An 11975-nucleotide genomic window follows, 5' to 3' on the forward strand; every position below is an offset into this window, starting at 1 on the left:
TTATCGCCGAGCAGACGCGCAATAGGATTATCCATTATATTTGAATTTGATATTTCCGTGCATTTCCCCAAAATCTTCGATTTCTTTTATCGTTTGCGTCCCGATCAGAATATCGGCCATCATGCCGTTGGAGCGGAACCAGCCTAATCTGCGCTCGCTTTCGTTATAAAAAAAGCGCGCAAAACGGATGATAATACGTGTCCAATGCCCGGAAAAAATCGCTAAACTGTTGTTCCGCAAGCTTTCTCGCTTGCAACGAGGATACCAACTTGCCCTTTAATCGACCTTTAGCGGAATGCTTCAAATGACTGATGGCAAAGATCGCAGCCGTTATCATGACGTTTTCACAGAAAGATTCCATATGGGGTTCCCAGTACCATGCTCCATCGTCCATGAACATGATTTGTCTCCTATCCGTCGATAACGCAAAAAGCTCTTTTTTTCTCATCCGGTAGACGATATTTCCATCCGAAACATGAAGCTCGTCAAGCGGCAAGTAACGGTCCTTCTTCTTCGAATTTCCGTCGGTCGTCAGCAATGGATCGTTGCCTGCAATACGATAAAATGTGCGCAATTCGGCCGGCAATGAAACGCCTAGCCTCCCTTCAGCCGCTTCGATTTGTTCTTCCGTGCAGCCAACAGAAATATCGCCGCCATGAACGATGTATCTTAAGGATTTCAACCATTGTTCCATATTCCGGATTTCTTCGTCGGATGCTCCATGATTTTGAACCAATTTCGGAGCTTGGCCGTCCTTGCCTTCACTTAAAACTTCGGATGAATAATACGTGCCGTAAAATTCCTTTCTGCCGCAATTATCTACTGTGTATGTATCGGTTAGCTTAACAGCTTCCACGCCGATTCCTCCCCGTCGTCTCTCTATATCGATTGTATTAAAATTACGCTTGCCTTAAAGTGTGCTTTAAGCCTTAAGCTTAGCTAGACCTGGCCGGCCTTTCAAAAAAAGGGAGAGTGTCCAAATGTCATTTACGATCAAAGAGGCATCGGAACGGCTCGGTTGCCCGGCGCATACCATTCGGTTTTATGAGAAGGAGGGATTGCTTCCTTACATTAAGCGAGATCGGCACGGCAATCGTCTGTTCGAGCAGGATCACCTGGACTGGATCCGTTTAATGACGTGTTTTCGAGCCACAGGGATGAAAATTTCCTTGTTGAAGCAGATGGTAAACCTCGCATTAGACGGCGATGCCACCATTCCGCAGAGAAAAGCGATCTTAAATCAGTATAAAGAAGAATTGTTCCGACGTCAGAACGAACTGGCTGAAGCCCTTGATGCCGTCAATAACAAGCTTGCTATCTACGAAGAAATTGAGGAAGGAAGGCTTCCTTCCGAGAGCAGATTGTTGAATCAAATGGAAGACCGACACAACCAGCCAACTAAACGAGAATGAGGGATGTAAGCATGAAACAAAGCGTTTTGGGCAATAGCGACATTACGTTATCTGCGATCGGTCTTGGCATTATGGGCATGTCTCCGGGCATGTACGGCGAGACGAACGATGAACTTTCGATAAAGACGATCCGGCGCGCTCTGGATCTAGGCGTCACGATGTTCGATACAGCCGACGTTTACGGGAACGGTCACAACGAAGCGCTGCTTGGAAAAGCAATCGAGGGCCGTCGCGAGCAAGCCGTTATTGCGACCAAGTTCGCTTACACTCCCAATTACGAGAGCCTCAGCGGCCGTCCTAAATACGTGAAAAAGGCTGTGGAAGCCAGCCTGCGCCGCTTAAAGACAGATTATATCGATCTGTATTACCAGCATCGGGTCGATCCTCAAGTTCCGATCGAAGAGACTGTCGGGGCAATGGCCGATCTGGTCAAAGAGGGTAAAGTCCGGGCACTGGGTCTGTCCGAAGCTTCTGCCTCCACCCTTCGCCGGGCACATGCCGTGCATCCGATTTCCGCGTTGGAGAGCGAATATTCGTTATGGAGCCGCGACATCGAAGATGAGATTCTACCGGTTGCCAGAGAACTGGGGATCACGCATGTTGCATACAGTCCGCTCAGCAGAGGCTTTATCTCCGGCGAACTTCGTACGTTCGAGGATTTGGCTGCCGACGATCTTCGCAGATGGATGCCTCGGTTCCAGGGAGAGAACTTCCGCAAGAACGTAGAGATCGTCGATAAGATCAAGGAGATCGCGATAGAGAAAAACTGTTCGCCGTCTCAACTGGCCATCGCCTGGACGATCGCCAATGGAGCGCTGCCGATTCCAGGTACGAAGCGAATCAAGTATTTGGAGGAAAACGCCGCTGCTGCGGATATCGTCCTCTCGAAAGAAGACCTTCTGCGCATCGAGAACGCGAGTCCTAAGAACGCTGCCCAGGGCAATCGATACATGGAAGAACAAATGACGTTGCTTGACGGTTAAGCCATTATACGGAATTTCTTCAGTCCCTCGTCCAGCAGAATACTGAAATAAAAAAAAGGCTGTTCTTCGTCGACGCAAGCGACCGGGAACAGCCTTGTTTTTTTGTTCAGAACGCGTCGTCGTTAAATGTTAAAAATAAACCGAGTATTGAAGCGCCCGAAGAAGCTCTACCGCGCGTTCGAGATCTTCGCCGTGGCGGAAAGACAGGCGCAGCACGCCGGGCACGTCTTCCCTGCTCTCGATAATGTGCAGGTTGCTCAGGTTGATGCGGGCCTGCCCGAGCTCCGTCGCGATCCGGCCGACGATGCCCGGCTGATCGGGCACGTCGACGTAGCACTCGTGCAGCGAAGTGATCATGCCCTTGCGCCGCTCGGGCAAATTGTCGCGGAATCGGCCGGCGTCGCTGAACCGTTCGACGATGCCCGCGCCTTCCCGCTCCTCGAGCAGCCGTTCGAACGCCGCGATCTCTCCGCGCCAGTCGGCCAGAAGCTTCAGCAGCACGTCGCGGTTGCCGAGCAAAATATCGCGCCATATGTACGGATCGCTGGAAGCGATTCGCGTAATGTCGCGGAATCCGCCTGCGGCCAGACGCCGGTACAAGTCGTTCGATTCGTTGTAGCCCGCGATCTGGTTGACCAGCGCGACCGCGATAATATGCGGCAGATGGCTGATCGCGCCGACGATGTCGTCGTGCAGACCCGCCTCGATCTTGACGATGTTGGCGCGCGTCCAGCGCAGCAGCTCCTCGAGCCGTTCGATCGCCTCCGGCGGCGTGCCCTTGGAGGGCGTCAGCACATAGAACGCATTTTCGTACAAGTCCGGGGTGGCGGCTTCGACGCCGGAGCGCTCCGAACCGGCCATCGGGTGGCCGCCGATGAACACGGCGCCGCTGAGCTTCAGGCTCTCCGCGTAGTTCACGACGGAAGCCTTCGTGCTGCCGACGTCCGTGATGATGCATCCGGGCTTCAGCGGCAGCTCGGACAGACGCTGCAAATAGTCGTCGAGCATCCCTACCGGGACGCACAGTACGATGACGTCCGCGCCGGCCGCCGCCTCTTCCATCGACGTCGTCGCCTCATCAACGACGCCAAGCGCCAAATACTTGTCCACCGATGCCGCGTTCACCGAATGGCCGACGACGGTAAGCCCCGGCTTGCCCTTCCAGCACAGCGCCAGCGAGCCGCCGATCAATCCGACGCCGAAGATGGCGATCCGGAGCGATGGCTTTTCGTTAGGTATCGATTGCGACTTTTCGTGAACGGCTTTGCCTTCGATCATACCTTACGCCTGCACCCCGTTTTCCTGCAAAACGGCTTCAAGCGCTTCCGCGACCTTCGCATTTTGCTCGGCGCTGCCTACCGTAATGCGGATGCGCGTCGGATAGCCGCGCTGACCGGCCCGGATGATGACGCCCTTGCGAAGCAGCGCCTCGAACACCTCAAGAGAAGGACGCTTCACGTCGACCATAATAAAGTTGCCGTGCGCGGGGGAAGTAATCGAGCCCGAGCCTGTCGAACGCTGCGCGAAGAAAGGCAAGGCCCTCGCGGTTCGCCGTGCGGCACTTGTCTAAAAATTCGTCGTCGTTCAGCGATGCCAGCGCGGCAGCCTGGCCGAATCTGGACGTGTTGAACGGCTCACGCACCTGGTTGATCGACCGGATCAGGCTCGGGGCTCCGATGCCGTAGCCGATGCGAAGCGACGCCAGCCCGTAAATCTTCGAAAACGTGCGCAGCAAAATCAGATTCGGATAGCGCTTCAGCAGCGCCAGGCCATCCGAATAGGACGGGTCCTCCACATATTCGCAATAAGCCTCGTCCAACACGACAAGGACGCGGTCCGGCACCTGGTCGAGGAATGCGGTGAGCTCCTCGTCGCTGACGATCGTGCCCGTCGGATTGTTCGGATTGCAAATCCAGACGATCTTCGTCTTGTCGTTCACTTTAGCCAGCATCGCCGGCAGGTCGTGCTTGCCGTCCTTGAGCGGCACTTCGACGCTGACGCCGTTTTCGATCGTCACATTGTGCTTGTACTGCGGGAACGTCTCGACGGCCATCACCGTCTCGTCGCCCGGCTGCAAATAGGCGCGTGCGATCATCAGTATAATTTCGTCGGAGCCGGCGCCGAAAATGATCTGGTCGGCGTTAACGCCCGTGCGCTTCGCGATCGCGTTCGTCAGCTCGACGGCCGCGCCGTCGGGATAAATGCTGATTTGATCGAGCTCGCGGCGAATCGCCTCCGCCGCCTTCGGGGGAGCTGCCGAACGGATTTTCGTTGGAAGCCAGCTTGATGACCTCGTCGAGGCCAAGCTCGCGCTTTACTGCTTCAATCGGCTTGCCGGGCTGATAGACGGGCAAATCGACGATATTCGGTTTGGGCTGCATCGGATATGTTCCTCCCTGGCTTCATCATAAAGGACGGAGCGATTGTCCGCTCCGTCCCAAGAACAACGTGCCTCTATTGTGACATATCTCTATGTCGCTGTACAGATGCAAAGCATTTAAGCAAACCTAGGCCGTTCAAACAAGCGCCCTATTTGCCTAATATCCGTTGCCGCGGGCTGCCGGCAAGGCGCTGACGCCCGCTCGCCTCCCGGTTAAGCCGTCTCGGATTTGCGCGGCTTCAAGTCCGCGATAAACGCCTGAACTTCGGCCAGTCCCGCCTTCGTCCGCTCCGCATCCGCGAGCGCTTCCGGCGGCAGCGACGTCTCGACCTGGCGCACGATCGCGCTGCCGACGATGACGCCGTCGGCCACGCCTGCGAACCGCTCGGCCTGCTCGCGCGAGGAGATGCCGAAGCCGACGCAGATCGGCACGCTGGACGCGCGGCGGACCGTCGCCAGAAATTGGTCGATGCCCGCGTGGAAATCGGCGCGAACGCCGGTCACGCCGAGCGAGGACACGCAGTAGACGAAGCCCTTCGCCTGCGAAGCGATTCGCTCGACGCGCGCTTCGGACGTCGGCGCAACGAGCGGAATGAGGTGGACGCCCGTCCGCTCCGCGATTCCGCGCACCTCCGCGTCCTCCTCGAGCGGCAAGTCGGGAATGATGACGCCGCTGAAGCCGTGCTCCTGCAGCAAGGCGAAAAACCGCTCGAGTCCGAGCTGCAGCGCAGGGTTAAAGTAAGTGAACAAGATGAAAGGCATCCGCACGCCGGCGGCGCGCGCCTTGGACGCGACGCCGATGCAGTCGGTCAGCGAGATCCGGTGGCGCAGCGCCCGCTCGGAAGCGCGCTGGATGACCGGTCCGTCGGCCAGCGGGTCCGAATACGGCACGCCGAGCTCGATCATATGCGCGCCTGCCGCTTCGGCTGCGGCGATCAGCTTGACCGACGTATCGAGGTCGGGATCGCCCATTGTCAAAAAGGGAATGAGCGCCGTCTCTCCCTTTGCGCCAAGCTCCGCGAATACGGTATCGATAGCGTTCGCAGTGACCGTGCTCATGGCAGATCCCCTCCCAAATATCCGATGATCGACTCGACGTCCTTATCCCCGCGCCCGGACAGATTGATGACGATCGTCTGATCCTTCGGCAGCGTCGGCGCCAGCTTCAACGTATGCGCCACGGCATGCGCCGACTCGAGCGCAGGGATAATGCCCTCCTTGCGAGAGAGCAACTGAAGCGCGTCGAGCGCCTCCGCGTCCGTGATCGGCACGTATTCTGCGCGCTTGATGTCCTTCAGGTAGGCGTGCTCGGGACCGATGCCCGGGTAATCGAGACCCGCCGAGATCGAATGCGCCTCCTGTACCTGCCCGCCTTCGTCCTGAAGGACGTAGCTCATCGAGCCTTGGAAAACGCCGGGCGTTCCCTTGGTCATCGTCGCTGCGTGCTTATCCGTATCGACGCCGCGGCCGGCCGCTTCGACGCCGATCAAGCGGACGGACGTATCTCCCACGAACGGGTGGAAAATGCCCATCGCATTGCTGCCGCCGCCGACCGCCGCGACGATGACGTCGGGCAGCCGGCCTTCCGCTTCGATAATCTGGTCCTTCGTCTCAAGACCGATGACGCGCTGGAAGTCCCGCACCATCATCGGGTAAGGATGCGGACCCGTGACCGAACCGAGAATGTAGTACGTATCGTCGACGTGGCTGACCCAATAACGCAGCGTCTCGTTGCAGGCATCTTTCAGCGTGCGGGTGCCGGAGGTGACGGGCACGACCTCCGCGCCGAGCAGCTTCATGCGGAATACGTTCAGCGCCTGGCGCTTCGTGTCCTCCTCGCCCATGAACACCTTGCATTCGAGGCCGAGCAGCGCCGCGACCGTCGCGGAAGCGACGCCGTGCTGGCCGGCGCCCGTTTCGGCGATGATTTTCTTTTTGCCCATCCGCTTCGCGAGCACCGCCTGCCCGATCGTGTTGTTGATCTTGTGGGCGCCGGTATGGTTCAGATCCTCCCGCTTTAGGTAGATCTTCGCGCCGCCGAGATGCTCGGTGAGGCGTTCCGCATAATACAGCGGCGTCGGCCGGCCCGAATATTGCTTGAGCAAATAACGAACCTCCGCCAGAAAATCGGGATCGTCCTTATAACGGTTGTAAGCTTCCTCCAGCTCGTACAGCGCGTTCATCAGCGTCTCTGGAACGTAGCGTCCGCCGAAGCTGCCGAATCTGCCGTACGTATCCGGCACTTGTGTCGTGGTCATGATTGCTGCTTCACCCTTTCCGCGAATGCGGCGATTTTGGTCGCGTCCTTGACGCCGTCCGTCTCGACGCCGCTCGATATATCGACGCCGTCGGGCTTGTAGGCCGACAGCAATTCAATTACGTTGTCCGGATCGAGGCCGCCCGCGACGAACAGTCGAATGCCGGTCTCCGAGGCCGCTCGTTCGTAAGCCGGAATGACTTCCCATGGAAAAGCGCGTCCCGTGCCGCCGCCCGCGGTATCGATCAGCACCGCGGATACGGCGCCGGCGTATGCGGCGAGCCGCGCGGGTCCGGCATCGGGGACTTCGGCGTCGTCCGCCGACCCGTCCGATGCTTGTTCTTCGCCGCCGGCGGACAGCGCGCGCCATACTTCAACTTTAAACCGGCGGGCAACCTCTCTGCAAAAATCCGGCGTTTCGCCTTTGCCGTGCAGCTGCACGACGTCCAGGGGCGCTGCTGTGAGCGTGGCCTCAAGCGTTTCGAGCGACGGGTCGACGAACACGCCGACGGCGAGCGGCGGCCGGCCGCCCGCCATTCGGGATTCGCGCGACGCGCGGATCAGCTCTCCCGCCAGCTCCGGCGCCACGTAGCGCCGGCTTTTCGGCGCGAAGATGAAGCCGATATATTCGACGGGCATGCCGTCCATCGACTTCAGCGTCTCGGCCCGCATGATACCGCAGATTTTTACCGCCGGACGCGCGGACGGAGCTGCCGCCCCCGGCAGTGTCAGGTCCATTTCGCTTGAACCGCTCATCCTGCGGCTCCCGTCTTAACGACCGGGCCGAGCAAGCCTTCGATCGCGGCGCCGACGTCCGGCTGCCGCATGAAGTGTTCGCCGACGAGCACTGCTTGCGCGCCTGCCTTTTCGACGAACGCGATGTCTTCCGTCGAAGCGATCGCGCTCTCGCTGACCGCCGTGACGCCCTCCGGCATAAGCGCGATCAGCTGCTCGGTCACCGAGAGATCGGTCTCGAACGTGTGCAGGTTGCGATTGTTGACGCCGATGAGCGTCGCGCGCCCGACTTCGAGCACCGCTTCGAGCTCCGGACGGTTGTGAACTTCGACAAGCACGTCCAGCCCGATATCCCGCGCAAGCCGATGATACGCGTCCAGCTGGCGCTTGTCCAGGATGGCCGCGATGAGCAGGATCGCGTCGGCGCCGATCAGACGCGCTTCGTAGATCTGCCGCTCGTCGATCGTGAAGTCCTTGCGGAGCAGCGGAACGTTCACGCCCTCGCGGACGCCGCGCAAATAATCGTTGCTGCCTTGAAAATACTGCACGTCGGTCAGCACCGAGATGCAATCCGCGCCTGCGGCCTCGTAGGCTTTAGCAAGCTGAACCGGATGGAAGTCCGGCCGGATGAGCCCCTTGGACGGGCTTGCCTTCTTCACCTCGGCGATGAGGCCCACGGGCCGGCGGCGCCGGCCCGCCTGAAGCGCGGCTTCGAAGCCCAGACATGCCGGCAGGCCGGCGATCTCGCGCTCCGCCGCGTTCAAGTTCATCGACGCCTTCAGCGCCGCCGCTTCTTCTTTTTTTGTCGCTACGATCCGTTCAAGAAACATGTCCGAGCTCCTCCGTCCGCTTGATCCACTGCGACAGCTTCGCCGCCGCCGCCCCCGAGTCGATCGTCTCCGCCGCAAGCTTGACGCCGCCGGCGAGGCTGTCCGCCCGTCCGGCGACATAGATGCACGCGCCGGCGTTCGCCAGCACGACGTCGCGGTAGGCGCCGCGCTCCCCGGCCAGAATGCGGCGCACGATCTCGGCGTTCTCGGTCGCGTCGCCGCCGATCAGTGCGCCGAGCGGCAGCGTCGCAAGCCCCAGGTCTTCCGGCGTGATGTCGTACGTCGTGACGACGCCGTCCTTCAGCTCGGACACCTGCGTCGGCGCGGACAGGCTGATCTCGTCGAGTCCGTCATGGCTGCCAACGACCATCGCGCGCTTCAGCCCGAGCCGGCCGAGCACGGCTGCGACCACGTCGGTCTTGGTCCTGTCGTACAGGCCCATCAGCTGACGATCTGCGCCGGCGGGATTCGCGAGCGGTCCGAGCATATTAAAAATCGTGCGAATGCCAAGCTCTTTGCGAGGGCCCGCAGCGTGCTTCAGCGCCGGATGGTACAGCTGGGCGAACATGAACGTGATGCCCGTATCGCGCAAGCAAGCGGCAGCTTGCTCCGCCGTCAGCTGGATGTTGACGCCGAGCGCCTCGAGCACGTCCGCGCTGCCCGCTTTGCCGCTCATCGCGCGGTTGCCGTGCTTCGCGACTCTCGCGCCGGCCGCCGCGGCGACGATCGCCGACGAGGTGGAAATGTTGAATTTATGGATGCCCGAACCGCCCGTGCCGCAAGTGTCCAGCAAATCGTCGTGAGGCGCCGCCACCTTGTTGCCGAAATCCCGCAGCGCCTCCGCGAAGCCGGTAATTTCCTCGATGCTCTCGCCCTTGAGCCGGAGCGCGACCATCGCCGCGCCGATCTGAGCGGGCGTCGCTTCTCCCCGCATGATGAGGCTCATCACGCCATGCGCCTCTTCCTTGAGCAGATCGTGGCCCGCCATCAGCTTCGCCATCGCTTGCGGCATCGTAATATTCGCGTCTATTACCGTCATCGTCATACCCTCCCAAGTTTAAGTACGGAGCCGATCAATCGTAGTCCAGATTCGTGCTGCGGTCGCCCGCCATGACGATCAGCCTGCCTTGCTTGGGCTTCGCCGCCTGCGGGAACATCGCTTCCGCCGCGCGAATCGCCTTGAGGCAGCCTTTGGCTTTGTTGACCGTCTCCTCGTACTCGCTCTCGGGCACGGAATCCCAGACGATGCCCGCGCCGGCTTGCACGTAAGCTTTGCCGCCCTTGAACACGATCGTGCGGATCGTAATGCACGTATCCATATTGCCGGAGAAGCCGAAGTAGCCGATCGCGCCAGCGTAAGCGCCGCGCGCCTCCCGCTCCAGCTCGGAGACGATCTCCATCGCCCGCAGCTTCGGCGCGCCGGACACGGTGCCCGCCGGCAGGCACGACAGGAACGCATCGAAAAACGTCTTGTCCTTGGCCAGCTTGCCCGTGACGTTGGATACGATGTGCATGACGTGGGAGTAACGCTCGATCTCCATGTACGAATCGCAGCGCACCGTGCCGAATTCGGAGACGCGGCCCAGGTCGTTGCGGCCCAGATCGACGAGCATGACATGCTCCGCGCGTTCCTTCTCGTCCGCCAGCAGCTCCCGGGCGAGCGCGGCGTCCTCTTCGTCCGTGCGGCCCCGCGGACGCGTGCCGGCGATCGGCCGGGTCTCGACGCGGTCGCCGTCGACCTTGACGAGCAGCTCGGGCGAAGCGCCCACGATCACCTCGTCGCCCAGCTTCAGCATGTACATGTACGGAGACGGGTTCATCGTCCGCAACATCCGGTACACCTGCAGCGGATCGACCTCGGTCTCGATGTGGAAGCGCTGGGAGAGCACGACCTGGAAAATGTCGCCCGCCCGAATGTATTCCTTGGCCTGGTTCACGTTCGCGATGAACTGCGCCTTGGTCAGATTGGAGCGAACGTCCCCGAGATCGGGATCGACGGGCGGCGTGCCGACGGCGGGCGCCGAAGGCGGCAGCGGCTGGCGCATGCGGTCGATCGTCTCGTCCATGCTGGCGGATACCCTCGCGTATTCGCGCTCGATCGCTTCTTCGGTTGCGCCGTCCGGCACATGCACGTTGCCGATGACGAGCACCTGCTGTTTGAAGTGGTCGAACGCGACGATGCGGTCGCAGAACATGAAGTGCATGTCGTCCATGTTCAGGTCGTCCTCGCGATGGGCGGGCAGCCGGCGTTCGTAATATTGCAGCAGGTCGTAGCCGAAAAATCCGATCGCGCCGCCCGTAAACGGCGGGAGCTCAGGCAGCGCGGGACTGCGATAGCCCCGGAGTCGCTCGCGCAGCAGCTTCAGCGGATCCGTCGTTTCGTACGTTTCCTCGCGTCCCCCTTGCTCGATCGATACGTTGTTTTTTTTCAGCCGCAGCACCATGAACGGATCCGTGCCGATAAACGAATACCTCGCCCACTTGATGCCGCCCTCCACGCTCTCGAGCAAAAAGGCGCGGCTCCCCTGGCCGAGCTGCTGGAAAACGCGAATCGGCGTCTCCGTGTCCGCCATCAATCTTCTGACGACCGGAATCACATTATAGGCGGCCGACAGCCGGATAACCTCCTGAAGCTCTTTCCCGCGCTGCTGTTCCATCTCTTGTATCTCCCCCTCTCCGGGACCGCACCCGATGCGGCCCCGCCGATGCGCCGGACGCTGTCGGCCGGCGCTTGAAACACGAGCCATCAAAAACGAAAAAATCGCCTCCGCAAACGCAGAGGCGATCTCATAGATAAGGGATCATGCAGACGCGCAATCGCCCGGCCATTCGCGCCGGTCCGTTCGCCGCCCATGCCGACTTCGCGCTCCGCAAGGAACCGTACTCGGCCGCTCCGCTCATCTCATCTCTGCTCGTCTCACCCGCGCGTAAGTCATCGTCCCTCCGGCCGACGGTTCTGCGCCAAGTAATGTGTCTACTATAGCATCGCCGGCGGGCGGGCGTCAACGGGCGGACGACAGATCCGGCCGGAGCTTGACCGCTTCGCCGAGGTAGACGTGGCGAATCTCGGCCTGCGTCGCCTCCGTATTCACGTGCACCATCAGCCGAATGCAGCGTTCGAGTCCGCCCTTGACGGGAATCTCGACCGAGCACATCAACGGCACCAGCTCCCAGCCCGCCATTCTGCGAATCGCGCTCGCGGGGAACGTCGCGTCCAGATCCGGCGTCACCGTGATGAACACGCTGCAAATGTCTTCGGGACGCGTGCCGTTCTCTTCGACGATCGCGCCCAGCAGCTCGATCGTCGCTTCTAATATAGGCGCCGCTTCATTGGCGTCCACCGTAATGGCGCCTCGAATGCCTCTCATGCTCATGCGC

General features: G+C 60.3%; 11 protein-coding genes and 1 pseudogene. 2 read left to right on the plus strand and 10 right to left on the minus strand.

The annotated features are described in order from the left end of the window. Window positions 1-163: 163 nt before the first annotated feature. A complete protein-coding gene (locus tag OMP40_RS30085; RefSeq protein ID WP_277536839.1) occupies window positions 164-856 on the minus strand; it encodes an SMI1/KNR4 family protein in 693 nt (230 codons plus the stop codon). Window positions 857-980: 124 nt separating this feature from the next. On the opposite strand from OMP40_RS30085, the gene OMP40_RS30090 reads away from it, so the two are divergent. Next, a complete protein-coding gene (locus tag OMP40_RS30090; RefSeq protein ID WP_277536840.1) occupies window positions 981-1412 on the plus strand; it encodes a MerR family transcriptional regulator in 432 nt (143 codons plus the stop codon). 11 nt (window positions 1413-1423) lie between these two features. Further along, window positions 1424-2395, plus strand: coding sequence for an aldo/keto reductase (locus OMP40_RS30095; protein WP_277536842.1), 972 nt, complete (start codon window positions 1424-1426; stop codon window positions 2393-2395). Between the two features lie 129 nt (window positions 2396-2524). Here OMP40_RS30095 and OMP40_RS30100 read toward each other — a convergent pair whose 3' ends face one another. From OMP40_RS30100 to aroH, 9 genes and pseudogenes are all read right to left on the minus strand, one after another. Next, the gene (locus OMP40_RS30100) at window positions 2525-3673 is read right to left on the minus strand and encodes a prephenate dehydrogenase (protein WP_277536844.1); all 1149 of its coding nucleotides are present in this window, start codon (window positions 3671-3673) and stop codon (window positions 2525-2527) included. Window positions 3674-3676: 3 nt separating this feature from the next. Then, window positions 3677-4776: pseudogene (gene hisC, locus OMP40_RS30105) on the minus strand (histidinol-phosphate transaminase). 212 nt (window positions 4777-4988) lie between these two features. Then, the gene (gene trpA / locus OMP40_RS30110) at window positions 4989-5834 is read right to left on the minus strand and encodes a tryptophan synthase subunit alpha (protein ID WP_277536846.1); all 846 of its coding nucleotides are present in this window, start codon (window positions 5832-5834) and stop codon (window positions 4989-4991) included. Continuing rightward, window positions 5831-7033 carry a tryptophan synthase subunit beta gene (gene trpB, locus OMP40_RS30115; protein ID WP_277536848.1) on the minus strand — a complete coding sequence of 401 codons (1203 nt, stop codon included), beginning with the start codon at window positions 7031-7033 and terminating at the stop codon, window positions 5831-5833. Before trpB ends, trpA begins: the two co-directional genes overlap by 4 nt. Beyond that, on the minus strand, window positions 7030-7788 hold the full coding sequence (locus OMP40_RS30120; RefSeq protein ID WP_277536850.1) for a phosphoribosylanthranilate isomerase: 759 nt from the start codon (window positions 7786-7788) through the stop codon (window positions 7030-7032). The genes trpB and OMP40_RS30120 overlap by 4 nt, the downstream gene beginning before the upstream one ends. Further along, window positions 7785-8597, minus strand: coding sequence for an indole-3-glycerol phosphate synthase TrpC (gene trpC, locus OMP40_RS30125; protein WP_277536852.1), 813 nt, complete (start codon window positions 8595-8597; stop codon window positions 7785-7787). Before trpC ends, OMP40_RS30120 begins: the two co-directional genes overlap by 4 nt. Then, window positions 8587-9636: an anthranilate phosphoribosyltransferase gene (gene trpD, locus OMP40_RS30130; RefSeq protein WP_277536855.1), complete on the minus strand. Its 1050-nt coding sequence runs from the start codon at window positions 9634-9636 to the stop codon at window positions 8587-8589. The genes trpC and trpD overlap by 11 nt, the downstream gene beginning before the upstream one ends. A 34-nt stretch (window positions 9637-9670) precedes the next feature. Then, window positions 9671-11254: an anthranilate synthase component I gene (trpE, locus tag OMP40_RS30135; protein WP_277536856.1), complete on the minus strand. Its 1584-nt coding sequence runs from the start codon at window positions 11252-11254 to the stop codon at window positions 9671-9673. Window positions 11255-11599: 345 nt separating this feature from the next. Next, entirely contained in the window at window positions 11600-11971 is a 372-nt protein-coding gene (aroH, locus tag OMP40_RS30140; protein WP_277536857.1) for a chorismate mutase, read from the minus strand. Window positions 11972-11975 lie beyond the last annotated feature (4 nt).

Source organism: Cohnella rhizosphaerae (genome assembly GCF_029525575.1).
Classification (GTDB): Bacteria; Bacillota; Bacilli; order Paenibacillales; family Paenibacillaceae; genus Cohnella; species Cohnella rhizosphaerae.

Excerpts from the sequence above, each read along its gene's own strand:
- OMP40_RS30090 (WP_277536840.1), top strand. The coding sequence starts at position 981 with ATGTCATTTACGATCAAAGAGGCATCGGAACGGCTCGGTTGCCCGGCG.
- OMP40_RS30095 (WP_277536842.1), top strand. The coding sequence starts at position 1,424 with ATGAAACAAAGCGTTTTGGGCAATAGCGACATTACGTTATCTGCGATC.
- OMP40_RS30100 (WP_277536844.1), bottom strand. The coding sequence starts at position 3,673 with ATGATCGAAGGCAAAGCCGTTCACGAAAAGTCGCAATCGATACCTAAC.
- trpA (WP_277536846.1), bottom strand. The coding sequence starts at position 5,834 with ATGAGCACGGTCACTGCGAACGCTATCGATACCGTATTCGCGGAGCTT.
- trpB (WP_277536848.1), bottom strand. The coding sequence starts at position 7,033 with ATGACCACGACACAAGTGCCGGATACGTACGGCAGATTCGGCAGCTTC.
- OMP40_RS30120 (WP_277536850.1), bottom strand. The coding sequence starts at position 7,788 with ATGAGCGGTTCAAGCGAAATGGACCTGACACTGCCGGGGGCGGCAGCT.
- trpC (WP_277536852.1), bottom strand. The coding sequence starts at position 8,597 with ATGTTTCTTGAACGGATCGTAGCGACAAAAAAAGAAGAAGCGGCGGCG.
- trpD (WP_277536855.1), bottom strand. The coding sequence starts at position 9,636 with ATGACGGTAATAGACGCGAATATTACGATGCCGCAAGCGATGGCGAAG.
- trpE (WP_277536856.1), bottom strand. The coding sequence starts at position 11,254 with ATGGAACAGCAGCGCGGGAAAGAGCTTCAGGAGGTTATCCGGCTGTCG.
- aroH (WP_277536857.1), bottom strand. The coding sequence starts at position 11,971 with ATGAGCATGAGAGGCATTCGAGGCGCCATTACGGTGGACGCCAATGAA.